Genomic DNA, 20,992 nt, shown 5'->3' with positions numbered 1-20,992 from the left:
CTAGGGCTGCGCGGCCAGGAAGGCCAGCACGCCGTCCCGGTGCGGCTTGGCGCCGACCGCGGTGGAGTGGTCCTTGCCCTCGATCTCGAGGGCCCGGGCGTCCGGGATCAGGGCGGCGAGACCGGGGCCCGAGCCCGCGACCGTGTCGAGGGTCCCGACCGAGACCAGGACCGGCACCTCGATCTGCGCGAGCTCGCCCCGGCTGAGCGTCTGACGGGAGCCGCGCATGCAGGCGGCCAGCGCCCGCAGGTCGCTCCGGGTCTGCTCGGCGAACATCCGGAAGGCCGCCGCCGTGGGGTTGGGCGCGGGCGTCCCGGCCGGCGCCTCCAGCGCCTCGGCGATGCCGGACGGCAGGCCCTTGCCCTCGATCAGGTGCATCCCGAGACCGCCGATCAGGGCCGAGCGCACCCGGTCCGCGTGGTCCAGCGCGATGTGGGCGGTGATCCGCCCGCCCATCGAGTAGCCCATGATATGGGCCCGCGCGATGCCGAGATGGTCGAGGAGCCGGATCGCGTCGCCGGCCATCGCCTCGGAGCTGTAGGCGGCCGGGTCGTAGAGCTTCTCGCTCTCGCCGTGGCCGCGATTGTCCAGCGCGATCGCCCGGTAGCCGGCCTGGGTCAGGGCCTTCACCCACTGGGTGTTGACCCAGTTGACCGCGTGGTTCGACGCGAAACCGTGGATCAGCAGGATCGGCTTGCCCGAACCGTCCGCCGGCGGGACGTCGATATAGGCGATCCGCACGCCGTCGGAATTGAAGGTCTCCATGCCGCGCAACCTGTGTTCATCAAGCTCGGCCACGGCTTAGAACACCCGGGCGCGCCGGAGCAACGCGGATCGATCCGCTTGCGGGCGGCGACGCCGGCTGGCAAACCGCCCCGGTCATGACGGACACGCAGCCCTACGGCACCTATGCACCGTCCGGTCTCGTGGCGGCGATCACCCGCCGCACGAACCGGATCCCGGCCGAGTCGTGGTACGGGCGGCGCCTCGCGCTGTTCCTGCGCCGGATCGCCATCGCGCGCCTCGGGGGCAAGCCCCTCGACGTGACCCGCTACGGCGCGCGGATGCGGCTGCACCCGTACAACAACAACTGCGAGAAGAAGGTGCTGTTCACCCCGCAGTTCTTCGACCCGGAGGAGCGGGCGCTGCTGCAGGCGCGCCTGCCGCGGGACTGCGTGTTCCTCGACATCGGCGCCAATGTCGGCGCCTACGCGCTCTGCGTGGCCGCCTTCTCGGGCCCGGGCGCGCGGATCGTCGCGGTCGAGCCGCAGCCCGACGTGTTCGACCGCCTGACCTACAACATCGCCCAGAACCCCTTCCACACCGTCAAGGCGGTCGCCTGCGCGGTGGCCGACAAGGCCGGCGAGCTGACCCTGTTCATCGACCCGCGCAACCGCGGCGAGTCGAGCCTGCGGATCGTCGGCACCAACGAGGGCGCGCGGATCACCGTGCCGGCGGTGACGCTGCTCGACCTGCTGCGCAGCGAGGGCCTGACCCGGGTCGATGCCATCAAGCTCGACGTCGAGGGCGCCGAGGACCTGATCCTGGAGCCGTTCCTCCGCGAGGCGCCCGACGCCCTGCTGCCGCGGATCCTGCTTCTCGAGAACGGCACCGGCCAGTGGCAGCTCGACCTGCTCCAGCACCTGGCCGGCCACGGTTACCGCGAGATCGCGCGCTCGCGGCTGAACCTGATGTTCGAGCGCGACGCCGTCAGGGCGGCGTGATCACCGGGATCTCCGCGGCGATGGCGACGCCCTCCGGCCCCACGGCACAGCGATAGGCGCGGACCGCCACGCCCGCCGCGCGCGCCTCCCGGAACGCCCGGTCGAAGGCGGGATCGATGTCCCGGGCGACGTCGAAGGGCTCGGCCCGCATCTGCACGACGATGACCACCAGCGCGCTTCCACCCTCGGCCACGACCTGGGCGAGGTCCCGCATGTGCCGGGCGCTGCGGGCCGCCGTGCAGTCCGGGAACTCGGCCAGACCCGGCCGCCGCATCAGGTGGCAGTTCTTGACCTCGACGTGGCACGGCCCGGCCCCCGCGCCGCTCGCGAGGAAATCGACCCGGCTGGCCGCGGCGTAGCGCACCTCGGGCCTCAGCGCGTCGTGGCCGCGGAGCGCGGCGATCGCGCCGGCCCGGAAGGCCTCGGCGACGAGCGCGTTCGGCCGCATCGTGTTGATGCCGACCCACTGCGCCCCGCCGGGGAGGTCGGCCTCCACCAGCTCCCAGGTGAGCGGCAGCTTGCGCGCCGGGTTGGACGAGCGCGACAGCAGCACGCGGGCGCCCGGCGTGCTCAGCCCGAGCATGGCTCCGGGGTTGGGGCAGTGGACGGTGACGCGGCCGTCGTCGGTGTCGATATCGGCGAGGAAGCGCTTGTAGCGCTGCACGAGCCGTCCCGGCACCAGCGGCGCGGCGAACTGCATGGGGTCCTCGGGGTTCACGTAGTCGGGAGCCGCGGTCGCGCTATCTGCCTGCAGGACCCGCCCGACGCCAGAGTTCCATGAGCCAGCCTTCCGAATCCGTCACCGCCGCGATCCTCGTCATCGGCGATGAGATCCTCTCGGGTCGCACCAAGGACAAGAACATCGGCACCATCGCCGACTTCCTCACCGCCGCCGGGATCGACCTGCGCGAGGTGCGGATCGTGCCCGACGAGGCCGCCATGATCGTCGAGGCGGTCAACGCCCTGCGCACCCGCTACACCTACCTGTTCACCACGGGCGGGATCGGCCCGACCCACGACGACATCACCGCCGATTGCGTGGCCGAGGCCTTCGGGGTCGGCATCGACGTCGACGAGCGCGCCCGGGCGATGCTGCTGGAGCGGCACAAGCCCGAGGATCTCAACGAGGCCCGCCTGCGCATGGCGCGGATCCCGTTCGGCGCCGACCTGATCGCCAATCCCGTCTCGAAGGCACCGGGCTTCCGCATCGGCAACGTCCACGTGATGGCCGGCGTGCCCAGCATCATGCAGGCCATGCTGGACTCGGTCGCCCCCACGCTGACGGGCGGCGCCGCGATGCTGTCCGAGACGATCGAGGCGGCCGGCCTGCCGGAAGGCACCTACGCGGGCGGCCTCGGCGAGATCGCGAAGGCGCGGCCCGCCGTCTCGATCGGCTCGTACCCGGCGATCACGCCGGAGGGCTTCCGCAACCGGATCGTCGTGCGAAGTCGGGACGCCGACGCCCTCGCCGAGGCGCGCGGCGCCGTCGAGGCCCTGCTGGCGCGGCTCTCGGCCTGACCGGCCCTATCCGATCGATCGTGTTGCGTAGCGGAGCTGTCGGATGGTGCGGGACAAGGACAAGCGGGCGGATCCCGAGGCGCGCCGCGACGAGCTGCTGAAGGAAGTGTCCGAGATCGGCCGGCCCGACGCCTACGTCCTCCACGAGGTCATCCGGCTGGAGGGCGACGAGGAGCTGCGCCGCCACGGCCTCGCGCTGTTCCTCTCGGCCTTCGCGGCCGGGCTCAGCATCGCCCTGTCGCTGATCGTGCCGGGCGTCCTGCGGAGCCACCTGCCGGAAACCGACTGGGCCAAGATCGTCAGCTCGATGGGTTACGCGGTCGGGTTCCTGGTCGTCGTCCTCGGGCGCCAGCAGCTCTTCACCGAGAACACCATCACGCCGATCCTGCCGCTCCTGCACGACCGCTCCGTGAAGACGGCGCTCCGCGTCGTCAGGCTCTGGATGATCGTGCTGTCGGGCAACATCCTGGGCACGCTCGCGATCGCGGCGCTGCTGGCCTATTCGGGTGCCTTCGAGCCGCCGGTCCTCAAGGCCTTCGCGGAGATCAGCCACGACGCCGTCGCGCACGGCTTCTGGGCGACGTTCGTCAAGGCCGTCTTCGCCGGGTGGATGATCGCCCTGATGGTCTGGTTCCTGCCGGCGACCGCCAGCGCGGCGCCGTTCGTGATTCTCCTGATGACGTGGCTGGTGGCGCTCTGCAGCCTCGCCCACATCGTGGCCGGCTCCGTCGAGGCCTTCTACCTCGTGGTCACGGGCGCGGCGTCGCTGCACGACTACGCGGTGAGGTTCTTCCTGCCGACCCTCCTCGGCAACACCTTCGGCGGCGTGACGCTGGTGGCGGTGCTGAACTACGGGCAGGTCGCGCCCGAGGTCGAGGAGACCAAGGCGGTGGAGGGCGAGCGCCCGGACTGACGGCGCGGACGTGGGATCCGCGCTTGCCGCCTCAGTCGAGCCGCACCGGCGGGCTGATCAGGTGGTCGAGATCGTCGAGCACCCAGGTCAGGGTCCCGCGCAGCGGGCCGTAGAGCCCGATCTGGTGCTGCCGGTACAGCAGGTCGTGCGTCAGCCGCGCCGAGAGCCCGTTCAGGCGCCCGCCGCCGAACGTGTAGCGGCCGAGGGTGCCCCAGCCGTTGAAGTCGGCCAGCGAGACGATCGCGCCCTTCTCGACATAGTGGAACGGCGGCAGGTCCGCGGCCCGCGCATCCCCGCGGGCCAGCGCCCGGCCGAGATGGCGCGCGAGGTGCTGCGCCTCCTGGCGGGCGGCCTGCGCGGTCGCGGGAACGGGTCGGCCGGTCCGGGGATCGGTGAGGCTGGCGCAGTCGCCGAGGGCGATGATGGCCGGATCCCCGGTGGTGCGCAGGTCCGGGCGGACCACGAGCTGCCCGGTCCGCGAGCGCTCCAGGCCGTCGAGGCCGGCGAGCACGTCCGGCGCCTTCACGCCGGCCGCCCAGACCTTCAGCGCGGCCGGGACGCGGCTGCCGTCCTTCAAAGCGAAGCCGTCCGCGTCCGCCGCCGTCACCGTCGCGCCGGTCCGGACCTCCACGGCGAGGTCCGACAGCGTGCGGGCGGCGGCACGGGACACCCTGTCCGGAAAGGCCGGCAGCAGGCGCGGCCCGCTCTCGATCAGCGTCAGGCGCAGGCGACCCGGCAGGTCGGGCGAGCCGTAGGCCGCGAGGAGGTTGATGGCGTGCTTGAGCTCGGCGGCCAGCTCGACGCCGGTCGCGCCACCGCCCACGATCGCGATCTGCAGCGGGCCGCCACCGTCGAGCCGGGCCAGGAGATGGCACCGCAGTTGCTCGTGGAAGTGCTCGGCCTCGGTGAGGTCGTCGATGGTCAGGCAATGCTCGGCCACGCCGGGCGTGCCGAAATCGTTGGCGCGGCTGCCGATGGCGAGCACCAGCAGGTCGTAGGCGCGCTCCACCTCAGGGAGACCCGCGGCGGCCTCGACCGCGAGCCGCACGCGCCCGGCCCGCCGGTCGATGCCCACGAGGGCGCCGGGCTGGAAGCGGAAGCCGTTGCGGCGCGCCTGGGCGAAGAAGTCCAGCTTCTGCCGGTCGGCCCGCGCGGTGCCGGCCGCGAAGGTGTGCAGCATCGGCTTCCAGACGTGCGAGAGGCTGCGATCGGCGAGGGTCACGTCGGCCCGACCGCCGCGTCCGAGGCTGGTCGCCACCTCGATCCCGGCGACGCCACCGCCGACGATCACGATCCGTGGTCTTCCCGCCATGACGTCTCCGCATCCGCACGGGTCGGGAACGCCGGTCGCGGCCTCGATGTTCGCGGCGGAGCGCCGATTCCGCCCGGCGTCGGACGCGCTCCGTGCGCGGCCCGTCCCCGATCCAGCGCCCGCCGGGATCGCGTCGCCGCGCGCGCGCCGACAGGGGGCCGTCGACCATGAAAAAAGCCGCCCGGGGGCGGCTTTCTCGAACGGCGCGCCGCTGCGTCCGGATCAGGAGCGCATGCGGGTCCGGACCTCGCCGAGGCTTGCGCGGATCAGGTTCTGGGCGGCGTCGCCCTGCATCCGCTCGCGCAGGATCGTCTCCGAGACCTTCACGGCGGCCTCCGCGGCGGCGGCGCGGACCTGAGCCTCGGCCTGGGCCTCGGCCTGGGCGATCTTGGTCTCGGCGGCCTTGGTCCGGCGGGCCAGGAAGTCGTCCAGCTTGCGGTGACCCTCCTCGGCGGCGCGCTTAGCCTCCTCGCGGGCACCGGCGACGATCGACTCGGCCTCCTTCTCGGCCTCGGCGCGGCGGCGCTTGTAGTCGGCCAGGACGGCGGCGGCCTCCTCGCGCAGGCGCTTGGCCTCGTCGAGCTCGTGGCGGACGCGGTTGGCGCGGCCGTCCAGGCCCTTGAGCATCGTCGAGAAGGCGCCGGCCTTCCAGGCGATGCCCATGAAGATGACGAACGCGACGGCGACCCAGAATTCGGCTTCGAGCAGCATCGTGGGATCCCGTCAGTGTGCGGTGGCGTCGAGGGCGCGGTCGAGGCTCGTCCGGTCCGGGGCCTGCCCGGTCAGACGCTCGACGATGGCCGACGCGGCCTCGCCCGCGATCGAGCGGACGTTGCCCATGGCGGCCTCGGTCCGCGTGCGGATCGTGGCCTCGGAGGCTGCGAGCTTGGCGTTCAGCTCGTCCTCCAGCGCCTTGCGCTTGGTCTCAGCCTCGGCGGCCAGCTCGTTCCGGGTGGTCTGCGCGATGTCGCGCGCCTTGCCCTGGGCGTCCCGGAGGGCGGTCTCGAAGGCCACGCCGGCGGCGTCCGCCTCGGCCTTCATCGCCTGCGCCTGATCCAAGTCGGCACGCAGGCGCTCGGCGCGGGCGTGCAGGATCGACTGGATCCGCGGCAGCGCGATCTTGTCCATCAGGTAGTAGAGGAGCCCGAAGGCCAGGGCGAGCCAGATCAGCTGCGCCAGGAAGCCCGAGGTCTCGAAGGGCGGGAAGGCGCCGGAATGCGCTTCCGTATGCTCGACATGGCCCGGCACGACCTGCGTGTCGGCGCCCGGGGGCGGCGTGGTGAGGGGATTGGGCTGCGCCATGAGACCGCTACACTGACACCGTTCGCTGAGGCCACCGCCGGCGCGGTGACGGACGAAGGCGGACGCCCCGTCGCGGGAGCGTCCACCCGTTCATCGGGCCGGAGCCCGGGAGGAGACCGCGGGGACCGCGGGCTCCGGCGCCGATCAGACGGCGAAGAGCAGCAGCAGCGCGATCAGCAGCGAGAAGATGCCGAGCGCCTCGGTGAGGGCGAAGCCCAGGAGCAGGGTGGCGCGCTGGCCGTCGGCCGCGGACGGGTTGCGAAGGGCGCCGGCGAGGAACTGACCGAACAGGTTGCCGAGGCCGATGCCCGCACCCGCCATGCCGAGGCAGGCGAGGCCGGCGCCGATGTACTTCGCAGCGACGGGATCCATGGTAACTCCTGAGGTCTCTACAGATCGAAACGTGCAGTGACGTTTGCGGCGGGTGGAGCCGGCCGATCAGTGGCCGGGGTGAAGGGCGTCGTTGAGGTAGATCGCCGTCAGCGTCGCGAAGACGTAGGCCTGAAGCGCCGCAACGAGGAACTCGAGAGCGGTCAGCGCGATCGTCAGGAACAGCGGGAGCGGCGATAGCACGCTCCAGGCGCCCGCGAGAAGAAGCTGGACCACGAAGAACGCGAAGATCTTCATCGCGATGTGGCCGGCCAGCATGTTGGCGAACAGACGGACCGACAGGCTGATCGGGCGCGAGATGAACGAGATCACCTCGATCGGCACCAGGATCGCGAGGAGCGGCTTCGGCACGCCCGACGGCACGAACAGGCCGAAGAAGTGGGTGCCGTGCTTCATCACGCCGAAGATCACCACGGTGGAGATCACGAGCGCAGCGAGGCCGAAGGTGATGATCAGGTGGCTGGTCACCGCGAAGGCGTAGGGGATCATCCCGAACAGGTTCAGGATGAGCACGAACATGAACAGCGAGAACACGAGCGGCATGAACCGCTTGCCGCCGTCGCCCGTAGCCTGGTGCACGGTGTCGGCGATGAATTCGTAGAAGATCTCGGCCAGCGACTGCATGCGGCCCGGGACGACCGAGCGGGACGCGGTCGCCACGATCGTGATGAGCGCGATCACACCGACGGCGGCGAACATGTAGAGGGCCGACTGCGTGAACGCGAGCTGCTGGTGGCCGATATGGCCCAGCGAAACGAGCGGCTTCAGCTCGAACTGATGGATCGGGTCGATCGTGACCGCCATTCCCGCTTCCGCCCTTCTTGTCCGGCGCGCCGACGGGTGTCGGCCGCCCCACATTCCCCACTGACCGGCGCGCCTTATGGCTCCTGCCGATCGCGCCGTCCCGGACGCGCGCCGGCGAAACCCGACACCCGCATCACGTTGTAGACCCCCGCGACGAACCCCAGCATCAGGAGGACGATCAGGCCCCAGGGCTTCGTCCCGAAGACATGATCGACGATCCAGCCGAGTATGCCCCCCGCGATCACGCCCGCGACGAACTCCGTGGAGAGCGTCATGGCCTGGCCCAGCGAGGATGGCCCGCCGTCCCGAGGGCGCGTGGAATGACCGGGAGCAGCCTGCGGCCGCTTCCGTTCGATCTGCGTCTCGAGACGTCTGAGCCTCGCGGAGAGTTCGCTGTCCGTCGGCGTCTGCTCGGCCCCTTTCCCGTCCCTCGGATCGTCGCCGTTCACGGCTCAAAACTCATCGGGCGGGAGGCTGTGGAACCGGCTGGACACCCCCAGCAAGCGGGGCGCACCATAGTTTCGCCTATCTTGAGTGTCAAGGCGAACCCCATACGCCGTAAGTAATTGATTTTGATTTGGTATTCCAACTTGGAGCGCGGTGCCGGAGCCGCACCGCGCGCGAGGCTCCGGCCGCTCGATCAGGCGCCGATGATCGGCTTGATCACCTTCTCCATGCCCTCGACCGTCATCTCGCCGGTGTAGCGCTCGCCGTTGATGAAGAAGGTCGGGGTCGAATCCACTTTGAAGACGTCGAGGCCGCGCTGCTTCACGGCGTTGACCGCGCTGTAGATCTTCTGGTCCTTCAGGCAGGCCTCGAAGGTCTGTTTGTTGTAGCCCGCCTGCCGGAGCATCTGCTCCAGGGCGTCCACGGGCTTCGGCGTGAAGGCCCAGGCCGGCTGCTGGTCGAACAGCAGATCGGTGATCGGGTAGTACTTGGAGTCGCCCTGGCAGCGCGCGAGCATGAAGGCCGCGGTGGCCAGCGGGTCGAGGGGGAATTCGCGCAGCGTGAACCGCACCTTGCCGGTGTCGATGTAGCGCTCCTTGAGGGTCGGCCACGTGGTCCGGTGGAAGGCCGCGCAGTGCGAGCAGGTCATCGAGGCGTACTCGATGATCGTGCACTTGGCGTCCGCCGGGCCGAGCCAGACGTCGCCGAGGGGGCCCGGCTGCAGCAGGGCCGCCATCTCGGCATTCTGCGCCCGGGCGGGCCGCCCGAGATACGGCAGGGCGAGGCCGGCGCCGAGGGCGAGGCCGGAGAACTTGAGAGCGTCGCGTCGCGTCGTCATCGGGCAGGCTCCGCCGGATTGATCAGTCGTGGCGTCCGGATGCCGGTACTCGGGCGCGACCGTCCTGGCAAGGTGACCGAATCGACCGTTCACCGCTCCGGGCGGGTCGCCACCGCGGCGGTGCCGAGGCGGTCGAGGGCGGCGCGCAGGCCGTCATCGGCGATCCCCGCCACGGCGCGCTGCACCTCGACGGCGGCCGCGGGATCGACGCGGGCACGCGCGGGCGCCCGGCCGCCGCGCCCGACCCGGTCCTGCTGGAGGACGATCCGGGAGACGCAGGCCCAACCGTAATGGGCGTTGATCCGCTGGATCACCACCGGCGCGAGATGCTGCAACTCGAGCGCGAAGACGCCCTCGACGCGCACGACCAGCGTGCCGGATTCGGGCGTAGCGGACTCGCTCCGGCGGCGCTTCGGCCATTCCAGCTTTGACGGGCGGCAGTAGCGGGCCAGCCGCTCGCCGACGATCTCCGGCCAGGCGGCCAGGATGTCGGTCGAGGCGAACCCCTGCGCCGCGAAGGCCGGCCCGATGCAACTCTCGATCAGTTCGGCCAGCGGTTTGACGCGCGCCATGGTGGTTCCGGCCCCGTGGATCCGCGGAGGTTAGCGCAGGATGGTTGACGAAGGGAGCACGCGCCGGCGCTTTCGCCGCCCTATGATCGCCGCGGCGCTCCGGCTATGCAGCGCGACCCCTCCCGACCTGCCCATGCCGCCTCGCACATCCACGGATCCCGAAGCCGGTCCCGGACCGCGCGCCGACGACCTGCTCGCCTGGTACGACCGGCATCGGCGGGTGCTGCCCTGGCGCGCGCTCGCCGGCGCGGTGCCAGATCCCTACCGGGTCTGGCTGTCCGAGGTGATGCTGCAGCAGACCACCATCGCGGCGGTGCGGCCGTATTTCGAGCGCTTCCTGACGCGCTTCCCCGACATCTTCGCCCTGGCCGACGCCCCCGAGGAGGCGGTGATGGCGGCCTGGGCCGGCCTCGGCTACTACTCCCGCGCCCGCAATCTCCACGCCTGCGCGAAGGCGGTGGCGGCGGCCGGCGGCCGGTTCCCCGACACCGCCGAGGGCCTGCGCAAGCTCCCGGGAATCGGCGCCTACACGGCCGGCGCGATCGCCGCGATCGCGTTCGACCGGCCAGAGGCCGCCGTCGACGGCAATGTCGAGCGGGTCCTGAGCCGGGCCTACGCGGTGGAGGCCCCGCTCCCGGGCAGCCGGCCGGAGATCCGGCGCCTCACGCAGGCGCTCGTGCCGCAGGACAGGCCGGGCGACTTCGCCCAGGCGCTCATGGATCTCGGCGCGACGATCTGCACGCCGAAGCGCCCCGCCTGCGCGCTCTGCCCGTGGATGGCGCCCTGCCGTGCCCGGTCGCTCGGCACGCAGGAGACCTTCCCGCGCAAGGTCAGGGTCGCCAAGGGGGCCCTCCGCCGCGGCGCCGCCTTCGTGGCGATCCGCAGCGGCGACGAGGCGGTTCTGCTGCGGACGCGCCCGCCCGAGGGTCTGCTCGGCAACATGGCCGAGCCGCCGGGGAGCGCCTGGGAGCCGGATTACGACGTCGCCGCCGCCCTGCTGGACGCGCCCCTCGACGCGCGGTGGAAGCGCCTCCCGGGGCTCGTCCGCCACGGCTTCACGCATTTCCCCCTGGAGCTGACGGTCTTCGTGGCCCGCGTCGCGCTGGCGACGCCGGCCCCCGCCGGCACGCGCTTCACGCCGCGCAGCGCCCTCGACGACGAGCCGCTGCCCGGCCTCATGCGCAAGGTCCTGGCCCACGCCTTCGACCCGAAGCCGGAGCCGGAGAAGAAGCCGCGCGGGCGCCCCAGGAAGGAACCCCCGCCGATGCCGCTGCTGGCGGCGATGGAGGCGCCGGTCTCGATGCCGGATCCCGAGCCGCGCCCGCGCGTGCGCGCCGTCCCGAAGCCCCAGCCGAAGGCGCCGCCGGCGCCGCCGCAGGAGACGGACGAACTGTTCGAAGGCGAGGTCGAGCAACCCGTGGCTTCGGTGCGTGCCCGATCGTCGGCCCGGCGGTCGGGGCCGGCCCGGAAGCGGTAGCCGACCGTCATCGCGAGCGCAGCGAGGCGACCCAGGGCAGCGCGACATCCGAGATCGTCGCGCCGACTGAATCGCTTCGCTGCACTCGCGAGGACTGCGGCGTGTCAGCCGTTGGCCATCGCCTGCCGCAGGCCCGCCCGGTATGTGTCGATCACCACCGGTTTGCCGCCGCGCTCGACGTGCCAGAAGGTCCAGCCGTTGCAGGCCGGGAGGCCCTGCACCAGCGCGCCGATCTTGTGGATCGAGCCGATCACGAGGCCGTTGTCGAGCTGGCCGTCCGGGCGCACCGTGGCGCGGAACCGGCGGCGCTCGTCGGTCACGGTCTCGCCGGGGCGGATGTGGCCCGCCTCGATCACCAACAGGAACGGCACCCGCGGCTCGGCGCGCTTGGTCGGCGCCACCATCAGGGCGGCCTTCGACAGCGGCTCCACGGCGGCGATTCGGTCCCGGGCCGCCTCGGCGTAGGTCGCCTCGCGCTCGATGCCGATGAAGCGGCGGCCGAGGCGCTTGGCGACGGCGCCCGTCGTGCCGGTGCCGAAGAACGGGTCGAGCACGACGTCGCCGGGATTGGTCGCGGCGAGCAGCGTCCGGGCGAGCAGGGCCTCGGGCTTCTGGGTCGGGTGGACCTTGCGGCCCTCCGCGTCCTTCAGCCTCTCCTCGCCGGTGCAGAGGGGGATGAACCAGTCCGAGCGCATCTGGAGGTCCTCGTTGCCCCCCTTCAGCGCCTCGTAATGGAAGGTGTAGCCCTTCGCATCGGCCGAGCGCGAGGCCCAGATCAGGGTCTCGTGGGCGTTGGTGAAGCGCTTGCCGCGGAAGTTCGGCATCGGGTTGGCCTTGCGCCAGACGATGTCGTTGAGGATCCAGTAACCGAGATCCTGCAACGCGCTCCCGACCCGGAAGATGTTGTGGTACGAACCGATCACCCAGAGGGTCGCGTTCGGCTTCATCACGCGGCGGCAGGCGGCGAGCCAGTCCCGGGTGAAGGTGTCGTAGGCCTCGAAGGTCGCGAACTTATCCCAGTCGTCGTCGACCGCGTCGACGCGACTCTGGTCCGGGCGCAGGAGGCCGGCGTCGCCGAGCTGAAGATTGTAGGGCGGATCGGCGAACACGCAGTCGACGCTCGACGCCGGCAGGGCGTTCATGGCCGCGATGCAGTCCCCGACGAGAACCTGGTCGAGGGGTAGGGAACGCTGGGCGGGTACGAGACCCATCCGTGGCGCCGACGCGGGCCGCCCGGCACGCGAGACCTGTTTCCGGGCGACGGCGTCGGCAGCCACGGTACGCGGGGAAGCCATGGCAAACACCGGTTACGCGACTGACCGGCAGACCATGCGCCGGGTACGGTAAAGGTCACGTTGTCGTTTTCGCGTCCGGCGCGTCCCGTTCTGGGGCTGCAGATTTTTCCGACCGGGCTCTCGGACAATTCACCGACAGATTAAGCGACCGTTACGCGGCATCGCCGCGTCCCCGGAACGGTGCGACAATACTCTAACTGCGCGGTTCCGGCGCGGCCGCGTCGGCCTGTCCTTCGGAACCGGCCGCACACGACAATCATCGCGGCGAGCGGGGGTCCGACCGGGCCCGCTTCCCCCTCAGCGGGACGCAGGGTCACACCCGGCGCAGGACTTGAGAAAGTAATCCTAATTCTGGCGGATGCCGGCCGACATGGACAGTTCTTCGCGAATACGCGGAACAACACACCAATGCATCACCCGCAACAAGAGCGGAAACAAACTGAAATAAGCCCTTATGTAATCGGAATGACCAGCACGAAATCGGCTAAAATGTGACGCGAACATCCGGAAAATGCCTGCCATATTCCGGCCGATTTCCGACACGACTGGCGCCGCCCCGACAACAACAAAGGGAATGCGTCGAGAATGTCGTTTGGTTTCGGTAAGCTCGTTGTCTCACTCGGAATGCTGTCCACCGTCGTCGGAACAAGCCTCCCGGCCGCCGCGCAGAGCGGAGCGGCCTCCTGGTACGGGAGCGGCCATCGCACCGCCAACGGCGAGCGTTTCAACCCCAACGGACTGACCGCCGCCCATCGCAGCCTGCCGTTCGGGACCCGGGTCCGCGTCGAGAACAAGCGGACCGGCCGCTCGGTCGTCGTTCGCATCAACGACCGCGGCCCCTTCGTGCGCGGCCGGATCATCGATCTGTCGCGCGGCTCCGCCCGCGCCCTCGGCATGGGCGGCACGACCTACGTGTCGCTGCAGGTCGTTCACTGAGCCCACCCGGGCCTCGCACGTCCCGGTCCGCTCCCGCCCCGCGCGGGCGGAGCGGCCTCCGGGGCGTTGTCTGCCGGGCCCGGACGCACCATCTGCTGCCGGGTTCAGCTCGGATCACCCGCCCATGCCCAAGCCCCTCATCGTCGACATCCCGCACGACCTCGGCCGCGACGAGGCCAAGCGGCGCCTGGAGCACGGCACGGATCAGGCGCGCGCCTTCCTGGCCAAGAGCGGCATCACGGTGGACCAGCTGGCCTGGACGGGGGACCGCCTCGATTTCGGCGTCTCGGCGGTGGCACAGAAGATCGCCGGCACGATCGACGTGGGCGCGGAGAGCGTCCGCCTCGAGGTGAAGCTGCCGTTCCTCCTCGCCCTGTTCGCCGAGAAGATCCAGAAGGTGGCGAGCAAGGAGGGGAACCTCCTGCTGACGAAGAAGTAGCGCTCCGGAACCGGATCGGCCGCACTCTGTTTCCGCCGGACCGGTGCCGCTGAGCACCGTCGGTCTCGCGGAGGATAACGGTGCCCGACTACACCCTCGCCGACCCGGGGCAGGTCCCCGAGGTGCCGCCGCAGCCGACGCCGGTGCCGGACCGCCCCTACGATCCGCCGCAGGCCCCGACGCAGCCGCCCGGACCGGAGATCCCCGGGAACACCCCGGCGGAGGCGCCGGGCATCCAGCCGCCCGAGATCCCCGTCAACGATCCGGGCGTGCCGGAGATCAGCCCGCCGACGGGACCGGCCAACCCGATCGCCTGACAGCGCGCCGACCGACGGGGGCGGCTCCGTTTGAACAGGCCGCCCCACGCTGCCATAAGCCGGCCCATGGCCGCTCCCCCGCTCCTCACCCTCCAGGACGTCGCGCTCACCTTCGGCGGCACGCCGCTGATCACGAGCGCGAGCCTCGCCATCGCTCCGGGCGAGCGCACCTGCCTCGTCGGCCGGAACGGGTCGGGCAAGTCGACGCTCATGAAGATCGCCGCGGGCCTCGCGGAGCCCGACCGGGGCCGGCGATTCGTCCAGCCCGGGACGACGATCCGCTACCTCGCGCAGGAGCCCGATTTCACCGGCTTCGCCACCACCCTGGATTTCGTCGAGGCCGGCCTGCCGCCGGGCGAATCGACCCACCGCGCCCGCTACCTGCTGGAGAGCCTCGGCCTGACCGGCGCGGAGGATCCGAGCAAGCTCTCCGGCGGCGAGGGGCGCCGCACCGCGCTCGCCCAGGCGCTCGCGCCGGAGCCCGACGTGCTGCTCCTCGACGAGCCGACCAACCATCTCGACCTGCCGGCGATCGAGTGGCTCGAGACCGAGCTGAAGGGCACCCGCGCGGCCCTCGTTCTCATCAGCCACGACCGGCGGTTCCTCTCGGCCCTGTCGCGGGCCACGATCTGGCTCGACCGCGGCGAGACCCGCCGGATCGACCAGGGCTTCTCCAGCTTCGAGGCGTGGCGCGACGCCTTCTTCGACGAGGAGGAGCGGGACCAGCACAAGCTCGACCGCAAGATCGCCGCCGAGGAGCACTGGCTGCGCTACGGCGTCACCGCGCGGCGCAAGCGCAACGTCCGCCGCCTCGGCAACCTGCACGAACTCCGGCAGAACCGCCGCGAGGTGCGCCGTCCGGTGGGCAGCGTCAGCATGCAGGCCTCGGACGCCGAATCCTCCGGGAGCCTCGTCGTCGAGGCCCGCGACATCGCGAAGAGCTACGGCGAGCGCAAGATCGTCGACGGCCTGTCCCTGCGGGTGATGCGGGGCGACCGGCTCGGCATCGTCGGGGCGAACGGCGCGGGCAAGAGCACGCTGATCAACCTGCTGATGGGCCGGCTCGCGCCGGATTCCGGGCAGGTGGTGCTCGGCACCAACCTTCTGCCGGTCGTGCTCGATCAGGCCCGCGCCGTGCTGGAGCCCGGGATGACCGTCACCGACGTGCTGACCGGCGGCCGCGGCGACAGCGTCACGGTGAACGGCCAGAGCCGCCACGTGATCGGCTACCTCAAGGACTTCCTGTTCACGCCCGAGCAGGCGCGCACGCCGGTCTCGGTGCTGTCCGGCGGCGAGCGCAACCGGCTGCTGATCGCCCGGGCCCTGGCCCAGCCGGCCAACCTCCTCGTCCTCGACGAGCCGACCAACGACCTCGACCTCGAGACCCTCGACCTGCTCCAGGAGATGCTGGGCGACTACCAGGGCACGCTGATCCTGGTCAGCCACGACCGCGACTTCCTCGACCGCGTGGTCGGCAGCGTGCTGGTCTCCGAGGGGGCGGGCCGGTGGGTCGAGTATGCCGGCGGCTACAGCGACATGCTGGTCCAGCGCGGGCAGGGCGTCGAGGCGCGGACCGTCGCGCCGAAGGCGAAGGAGCCGCGCGAGCGCGCCGCCGCCCCGGCCGCCCAGCCGGCGGGCAAGCCCAAGCTCGGCTTCAAGGACCAGCACGAATTGAAGACGCTGCCGGCCCGCATCGAGAAGCTGGAGGCGGCGATCGCCCAGCTCCGGACGATCCTCGCCGACCCCGAGCTCTACGCCCGCGACCCGGCCCGGTTCGACAAGGCCTCGACCATGCTGGCCCAGGCCGAGACGGAGCTGTCGCAGGCGGAGGACCGCTGGCTGGAACTGGAGATGCTTCAGGCGGGGTGAGAGCCGCAGCACCGCGCCGCGAGACGTACCGCATCGGAGACCGCATGACCGCCTATCAGACCCTCGAGCAGCGCTTCGCCCGGCTCGCCGCCCTGGAGGGCGCGGCCGGGATCCTCGGATGGGACGCGCAGACGCTGATGCCGGACGGCGCCGCCGAGGCCCGCGGCGACCAGCTCGCGATCCTGCGCGGGCTCGCCCACGGGATGCTCACCGCCCCCGAGGCCGCCGAGGAGCTGGCGGCGGCCGAGCGGGGCGGGGATCTCGAACCCTGGGCCGCCGCCAACCTGCGCGAGATGCGCCGCGCCCAGGCCCACGCCACCGCGGTGCCCCGCGACCTCGTCGAGGCCAGCTCCCGCGCGGTGTCCCGCTCGGAGATGGTCTGGCGCGAGGCGCGGCGCGACGCCGATTTCGCCCGCCTCGAACCCCACCTCGCCGAGGTGCTGCGGCTCCAGCGGGAGATCGGCCAGGCGAAGGGCGCGGCCCTCGGCCTCGATCCCTACGACGCGCTGCTCGACAGCTACGATCCCGGCATGCGCCGGGCAACGATCGACCCGCTCTTCGCGGACCTGACCGGCTGGCTGCCGGCCCTGATCGCCCGCGCCCGGGAGATCCAGGCGTCCCGGCCGGCGCCGCTCCCGCTCGCCGGGCCGTTCGACGTGGCGGTGCAGCGCGACCTCGGCCTGACGCTGATGGAGGCGGTGGGCTTCGACTTCACCCGCGGCCGGCTCGACATCAGCCTGCACCCGTTCTGCGGCGGCGCCACCGACGACGTGCGGATCACCACCCGCTACGACGCGGCCGATTTCGGCCGGGCGCTGATGGGCGTTCTCCACGAGACCGGGCACGCCCTCTACGAGCAGGGCCGGCCGGCGGCGTGGCGGAACCAGCCGGTCGGTGCGGCGCGGGGGATGAGCCTGCACGAGAGCCAGTCGCTCATCGTCGAGATGCAGGCCTGCCGGAGCCGCGAGTTCTTCACCTTCCTGGCGCCGCTCCTGCAGGCGGCGTTCGGGCGCTCCGGGCCGGAATGGTCGCCGGAGAACCTGCACGCGCTCAACACCCGGGTCGCGCCGGGCTTCATCCGCGTGGATGCCGACGAGGCGACCTACCCGGCCCACATCCTCCTGCGCTACCGGCTGGAGACCGCGATGATCGCGGGCGACCTCGCCGTGCGCGACCTGCCGGGGGCCTTCAACGACGGCCTGCGCGACCTCCTCGGGCTCACGGTGCCCGACGACCGGGTCGGCTGCCTCCAGGACATCCACTGGCCGAGCGGCGCCTTCGGCTATTTCCCGACCTACACGCTCGGTGCCCTGGCGGCCGCGCAGCTGTTCCGGGCGGCCCGCGCGGCCGAGCCGGCGCTGCCGGGCTGCCTCGCGCAGGGCGATTTCGGACCCCTGCGGGACTGGCTCCGCACGCATGTCCACGCGGTGGGGAGCCTGCTCGACACCGACGACCTCCTCACCCGCGCCACCGGGTCGAGGCTCGGCACCGCGGCGTTCCGGGCCCATTTGGAGGCGCGCTACCTCGGGGGCGCGGGCGCCTGATGCGCGGCGGCGGGGAGGGGACGGACCGGCCCCCTCCGTCGCCTACAGCGTCACCACGTCGACGGACTCGCCGAGCCGGTCGCGGGCGATGTCCGCGACGTGGCGGTGGTGCGTGAACAGGATCGGCTGGACCCGGGTGCCGATCGCCGCCAGCGCATCCAGGCCGTAGCCCGTCCGGGTCTCGTCGAAGGTCGAGAACAGGTCGTCGCCGATGAAGGGGGCCGGCTCGGCGCGGCCGGCGTAATCCTCCAGATAGGCCAGCCGCAGGGCGAGATAGAGCTGGTCGCGGGTGCCCTCGCTCATGCCCTCGATCGCGACCGTGCCGCCGCCGGCACGCTGCCCGGCGAGCTTCGGCGTGTCGGCCTCGTCGTAGACCTGCGTCAGGCCGGAGAACGCGCCGCCGGTCAGGGCCGAGAACAGCGCGCCCGCCCGGGCGACGAGCGGGTCCTGCTGCCCGGCGCGGTGGCGGGCGACGGCCTGCCCGAGCATCAGCCCGGCGAGCCGCAGCACGGCCCAGGAGCGCGCCGCCGCCTGCAGATCCGCCTCCGCGGCCTTGCGCTCCGCGAGGGCCAGCTCGGCGCCGGTGCCGAGCTGGCCCTCGCGGAGCGCAAGGCNCGCGGATCAGCCGCTCGGTCCGCGCCCGCGCGGCGTCCGGGGGCTGGCGGTCCTCCAGCGCGGCGAGATCGGGCACGCCGATGCGCGCGCGCAGCCGCTCCAGCTCCAGCCCGACCTTGTGGGCGTCGCCCTCGATGCGGGGCAGGTCGGTGCCGCCCTTCTCGAATTCCCGGGTCCCGCTGAACGCCGCCAGGATCTCGTCGGCCCGTTGGGTCAGGCCCGGCTCGACCGCGACGGCTTCGGCCTCGCCGCGGGCCCGCTCGAGCGCGGCCGCCGCCCGCTCGGCCTCGGAATCCGCGGCGCGGCACGCGTCCAGGGCGGCCCCGAGGCGGGCGATCGAGGCGGGATCCGCGTCGACGAGGTCGGTCGCGCCGGCGATGCGCCGCTCCAGCGCGTCGATCTCGGCGATGATCGGGCGGACGCGCTTGAACCGCTCCAGCCGGGCGCGCGCGACCGCGCCGGCCTTCTGCTCGGCCCGGAGCGCCTCGAGCTGGGCGGCCGCCGCGGCGATCTCGTCGTTCAGGGCGCGCCAGTCGCCGGCGCGCAGGCCGCGCTCGCGGATCGCCCGCCGGGCCGTCTCGTGGCGCTCCAGCGCCTGGTAGAAGGTCCGGTGCTTCGCCTGGCGCGGGGCGAAGATGGCGTCGGCCTCCGCGTCGAGCGTCGCCTGCAGCTCCGTGAGCCCGCGCAGGCCCGAACCCGCCGCGAACAGGCTCGCGCCGACCTCGCCCTCCACGTCGACCATCTCGCGGCCCCCGGCCCGGAGGCTCGACGCGTCGAGGCCGAAGGCTCGGCAGAACACCGTCCGGGACAGGCCGCCGAGGAACGGGGCGAGCGCGTCGTCGGCGATCGGCGCGTCGGCGGCGTCGATGAGGGTGCGGCTGTTGCCCTTCCGGCGGCGGAACGTCAGCCGGCGGCCGTCGGCGGCGGCGATCTCCGCGCCGAGGCGCAGCTGCGGCATGTCGTGCAGGAAGGCGTAGGGCGTGGTCTTCCCGAAGCCGAACAGCAGGTCGGTGACCGCCGCCAGTGCGGTGCTCTTGCCGGCCTCGTTGGCGCCCAGCACCACGTGGAGGCGCGCGTCCGGCCGGAACGCGACGGTGCGGTCCGTGAAGGCGCCGTAGCGCTCCAGGGCGAGGCGGATCAGGCGCATCGGGGGTCCATTAGCGCGCGACTCAGCAGTGCCGGCCGCCGAGGCGCCCGAGGACGAGGGCCTCGGCCTCGGCGCAGAGCGCGTCGAACTCGGCGTCGAGGTCGGCCTCGGCGGCCGCCGTCCCCGGCATCCGGCCGCCGATCTCGGCCAGCGCCGCCTTCGCCCGGGCGCGGAACTCCGGGTCGCGGTCGAGGTCGGCGAGCAGGGCCGCGGGGTCGATGGCGGCGCCGGTCGGCTCCGCCGCGGCGCGCGGGCGGCGGGTCTCGATCTTCAGGCGCTCCAGCCAGATGTCCTCGTGCAGCCGGTGCGCGGCCGCCTGGATCTCGGCCGTCAGGGTCTCGCGATCGGCCGCGAGGGCGTCGTGGGCCCGGGTGGTCCCGGATAGGTGGACGCGAACCAGGAGCAGCCGGCGCGCCGCGGTCGCGGCCAGGGGCCTCAGCGCCGCCTCGACGGCCTCGACGGCGCCGCGCGCGTCGGTCACCGCCGCGAGGTCGACCGTGACCTGCTCGAACCGCGCCCGGTCAAGGGGCAGGCGGCTGACGCCGGTCACCCGCCCGTCGGCGACATCGACCACGACGGCGCCCTTCTCGCCGCACTCGCGCACGCTCCGGCCCTGGAGATTCCCCGGGAACACGATCCAGGGATCCCGGGACAGCTCCGCGTACTCGTGGATGTGGCCGAGCGCCCAGTACTCGTAGCCCCGGGCCGCGAGGTCGGCGACCGAGCAGGGGGCGTAGGTCTCGTGGGCGGCGTGGCCGGTGCAGGAGGTGTGCAGGACGCCGAGGTTGAACCAGCCCGGCACGGCGGCCGGATAGGTCAGCGAGAGGTTCTCCTCCACCGCCCGGCCCTGGAAGCTGCGCCCGTGGACCGCGACGCGGAGCGCGTCGAGGCGCAGGGTGCCGGCGCGGGCGGTCGGGAAGACGTGCACGGAGGCCGGCAGCGTGATCGAGCGCGTGATGACGCTCTCGGCGTCGTGGTTGCCGCGCACGAGGATCGTCGGGATGCCGGCGCGGTCGAGGCGCGCCACCTGCCGGGCGAAGAACAGGCCGATCGTGGTGTCGGCCCAGTCGCCGTCGTAGACGTCGCCCGCCACCACCACGAACGCGACCGACCGCTCGATCGCGTGGCTCACCAGATCCTCGAAGGCCTGCCGGCTCGCCGCGGCGAGGCGCCGGGCCAGATCCGCGTCGCGCGCGGCGAGCCCCGAAAGCGGGCTGCCGAGGTGCAGGTCGGCGGCATGGATGAAGCTGAACGCCGTCATGGCCTCCGGACGGGATCGGTGGGATCGCGGTGGGCGCCATCCGCGGAGCGGCCGGCATCGCCTTGCGGGCTCTTAGGCCGCCGACCGGGTCGGCCTCAAGCGGCGCCCGGCGATGGGCTGTGGGGCGGGCGGGTCGGACCGCGACCCGGCCGGCCGCGGCACGCCCGGGTCCGGCGCGAGCTTGCGACGGGCATCGGCCTGACCGCTCGTCGCGCCGAAATAGCTGGCCGAGTCGCCCAGCTGCACCGAAGGTTGGCAACCCGGCGTGCAGG

General features: G+C 72.3%; 22 protein-coding genes and 2 pseudogenes. 9 read left to right on the top strand and 15 right to left on the bottom strand.

Features of this window, described 5'->3' with window-relative positions; genetic code table 11:
* Nucleotides 1–765: an alpha/beta fold hydrolase gene (locus MMR14E_RS13855; protein ID WP_331315078.1), complete on the bottom strand. Its 765-nt coding sequence runs from the start codon at nucleotides 763–765 to the stop codon at nucleotides 1–3.
* A 116-nt stretch (nucleotides 766–881) separates the two neighbouring features.
* Here MMR14E_RS13855 and MMR14E_RS13850 point away from each other — a divergent pair, with 116 nt between their 5' ends.
* Complete coding sequence (locus tag MMR14E_RS13850) at nucleotides 882–1,724, top strand: FkbM family methyltransferase (RefSeq protein WP_331315077.1); 843 nt, start codon at nucleotides 882–884, stop codon at nucleotides 1,722–1,724.
* Here MMR14E_RS13850 and sfsA read toward each other — a convergent pair.
* Nucleotides 1,711–2,424, bottom strand: a complete 714-nt coding sequence (sfsA, locus tag MMR14E_RS13845) for a DNA/RNA nuclease SfsA (RefSeq protein WP_331315075.1) — start codon at nucleotides 2,422–2,424, stop codon at nucleotides 1,711–1,713. The two genes, MMR14E_RS13850 and sfsA, sit on opposite strands and share 14 nt — an antisense overlap.
* A gap of 77 nt (nucleotides 2,425–2,501) precedes the next feature.
* Here sfsA and MMR14E_RS13840 point away from each other — a divergent pair, with 77 nt between their 5' ends.
* Both MMR14E_RS13840 and MMR14E_RS13835 read left to right on the top strand, forming a co-directional pair.
* A complete protein-coding gene (locus MMR14E_RS13840) occupies nucleotides 2,502–3,242 on the top strand; it encodes a competence/damage-inducible protein A (protein WP_331315073.1) in 741 nt (246 codons plus the stop codon).
* Between the two features lie 43 nt (nucleotides 3,243–3,285).
* The gene (locus MMR14E_RS13835; RefSeq protein ID WP_331315072.1) at nucleotides 3,286–4,155 is read left to right on the top strand and encodes a formate/nitrite transporter family protein; all 870 of its coding nucleotides are present in this window, start codon (nucleotides 3,286–3,288) and stop codon (nucleotides 4,153–4,155) included.
* Between the two features lie 31 nt (nucleotides 4,156–4,186).
* Here the strand turns inward: MMR14E_RS13835 and MMR14E_RS13830 are convergent, their stop codons facing one another.
* The 8 genes from MMR14E_RS13830 to MMR14E_RS13795 all read right to left on the bottom strand — a co-directional run bounded on the left by MMR14E_RS13830 (nucleotide 4,187) and on the right by MMR14E_RS13795 (nucleotide 9,820).
* Nucleotides 4,187–5,467 carry an NAD(P)/FAD-dependent oxidoreductase gene (locus MMR14E_RS13830; RefSeq protein WP_331315071.1) on the bottom strand — a complete coding sequence of 427 codons (1,281 nt, stop codon included), beginning with the start codon at nucleotides 5,465–5,467 and terminating at the stop codon, nucleotides 4,187–4,189.
* A gap of 222 nt (nucleotides 5,468–5,689) precedes the next feature.
* Nucleotides 5,690–6,175: an ATP F0F1 synthase subunit B gene (locus MMR14E_RS13825; protein WP_331315249.1), complete on the bottom strand. Its 486-nt coding sequence runs from the start codon at nucleotides 6,173–6,175 to the stop codon at nucleotides 5,690–5,692.
* A 15-nt stretch (nucleotides 6,176–6,190) separates the two neighbouring features.
* The gene (locus tag MMR14E_RS13820) at nucleotides 6,191–6,769 is read right to left on the bottom strand and encodes a F0F1 ATP synthase subunit B' (RefSeq protein ID WP_331315069.1); all 579 of its coding nucleotides are present in this window, start codon (nucleotides 6,767–6,769) and stop codon (nucleotides 6,191–6,193) included.
* Between the two features lie 144 nt (nucleotides 6,770–6,913).
* Nucleotides 6,914–7,141, bottom strand: a complete 228-nt coding sequence (locus MMR14E_RS13815; protein ID WP_007566773.1) for a F0F1 ATP synthase subunit C — start codon at nucleotides 7,139–7,141, stop codon at nucleotides 6,914–6,916.
* A gap of 66 nt (nucleotides 7,142–7,207) precedes the next feature.
* Entirely contained in the window at nucleotides 7,208–7,963 is a 756-nt protein-coding gene (locus MMR14E_RS13810) for a F0F1 ATP synthase subunit A (RefSeq protein ID WP_331315067.1), read from the bottom strand.
* A 74-nt stretch (nucleotides 7,964–8,037) separates the two neighbouring features.
* Nucleotides 8,038–8,412, bottom strand: a complete 375-nt coding sequence (locus MMR14E_RS13805; RefSeq protein WP_331315066.1) for an AtpZ/AtpI family protein — start codon at nucleotides 8,410–8,412, stop codon at nucleotides 8,038–8,040.
* 191 nt (nucleotides 8,413–8,603) lie between these two features.
* A complete protein-coding gene (locus tag MMR14E_RS13800; protein ID WP_331315065.1) occupies nucleotides 8,604–9,248 on the bottom strand; it encodes a DsbA family protein in 645 nt (214 codons plus the stop codon).
* Nucleotides 9,249–9,337: 89 nt separating this feature from the next.
* Entirely contained in the window at nucleotides 9,338–9,820 is a 483-nt protein-coding gene (locus MMR14E_RS13795; protein WP_331315063.1) for a DUF721 domain-containing protein, read from the bottom strand.
* Between the two features lie 133 nt (nucleotides 9,821–9,953).
* Here MMR14E_RS13795 and mutY point away from each other — a divergent pair, with 133 nt between their 5' ends.
* Nucleotides 9,954–11,297 carry an A/G-specific adenine glycosylase gene (mutY, locus tag MMR14E_RS13790; protein ID WP_331315061.1) on the top strand — a complete coding sequence of 448 codons (1,344 nt, stop codon included), beginning with the start codon at nucleotides 9,954–9,956 and terminating at the stop codon, nucleotides 11,295–11,297.
* 104 nt (nucleotides 11,298–11,401) lie between these two features.
* On the opposite strand, the gene MMR14E_RS13785 is transcribed toward mutY, so the two are convergent.
* Complete coding sequence (locus MMR14E_RS13785; RefSeq protein ID WP_331315060.1) at nucleotides 11,402–12,592, bottom strand: site-specific DNA-methyltransferase; 1,191 nt, start codon at nucleotides 12,590–12,592, stop codon at nucleotides 11,402–11,404.
* Nucleotides 12,593–13,177: 585 nt separating this feature from the next.
* Here MMR14E_RS13785 and MMR14E_RS13780 point away from each other — a divergent pair.
* From MMR14E_RS13780 to MMR14E_RS13760, 5 genes are all read left to right on the top strand, one after another.
* Nucleotides 13,178–13,528: a septal ring lytic transglycosylase RlpA family protein gene (locus MMR14E_RS13780; protein ID WP_012317724.1), complete on the top strand. Its 351-nt coding sequence runs from the start codon at nucleotides 13,178–13,180 to the stop codon at nucleotides 13,526–13,528.
* A gap of 124 nt (nucleotides 13,529–13,652) precedes the next feature.
* Nucleotides 13,653–13,967 carry a polyhydroxyalkanoic acid system family protein gene (locus tag MMR14E_RS13775; RefSeq protein ID WP_012317725.1) on the top strand — a complete coding sequence of 105 codons (315 nt, stop codon included), beginning with the start codon at nucleotides 13,653–13,655 and terminating at the stop codon, nucleotides 13,965–13,967.
* 80 nt (nucleotides 13,968–14,047) lie between these two features.
* The gene (locus MMR14E_RS13770; protein ID WP_331315058.1) at nucleotides 14,048–14,284 is read left to right on the top strand and encodes a hypothetical protein; all 237 of its coding nucleotides are present in this window, start codon (nucleotides 14,048–14,050) and stop codon (nucleotides 14,282–14,284) included.
* Between the two features lie 66 nt (nucleotides 14,285–14,350).
* Entirely contained in the window at nucleotides 14,351–16,153 is a 1,803-nt protein-coding gene (locus MMR14E_RS13765) for an ATP-binding cassette domain-containing protein (protein ID WP_331315057.1), read from the top strand.
* Between the two features lie 44 nt (nucleotides 16,154–16,197).
* Nucleotides 16,198–17,697, top strand: coding sequence for a carboxypeptidase M32 (locus MMR14E_RS13760; RefSeq protein WP_331315055.1), 1,500 nt, complete (start codon nucleotides 16,198–16,200; stop codon nucleotides 17,695–17,697).
* A 42-nt stretch (nucleotides 17,698–17,739) separates the two neighbouring features.
* On the opposite strand, the gene MMR14E_RS13755 is transcribed toward MMR14E_RS13760, so the two are convergent.
* The 4 genes and pseudogenes from MMR14E_RS13755 to MMR14E_RS13740 all read right to left on the bottom strand — a co-directional run.
* Entirely contained in the window at nucleotides 17,740–18,207 is a 468-nt protein-coding gene (locus MMR14E_RS13755) for a hypothetical protein (protein WP_331315267.1), read from the bottom strand.
* Nucleotides 18,208–18,901: 694 nt separating this feature from the next.
* Nucleotides 18,902–19,459, bottom strand: a pseudogene (locus tag MMR14E_RS13750) (ATP-binding protein); the annotation flags it as partial.
* Between the two features lie 22 nt (nucleotides 19,460–19,481).
* Nucleotides 19,482–20,720 (bottom strand): DNA repair exonuclease, encoded by a 1,239-nt coding sequence (locus tag MMR14E_RS13745; RefSeq protein ID WP_331315053.1) that lies wholly within the window; start codon nucleotides 20,718–20,720, stop codon nucleotides 19,482–19,484.
* A 174-nt stretch (nucleotides 20,721–20,894) separates the two neighbouring features.
* Nucleotides 20,895–20,992 (bottom strand): annotated as a pseudogene (locus MMR14E_RS13740) (pilus assembly protein); the annotation flags it as partial.

Origin of the sequence: Methylobacterium mesophilicum, assembly GCF_036441335.1 — a bacterium.
In the GTDB taxonomy this organism is placed as follows: domain Bacteria; phylum Pseudomonadota; class Alphaproteobacteria; order Rhizobiales; family Beijerinckiaceae; genus Methylobacterium; species Methylobacterium mesophilicum_B.
This window is presented reverse-complemented; position numbering and strand designations above follow the sequence as displayed.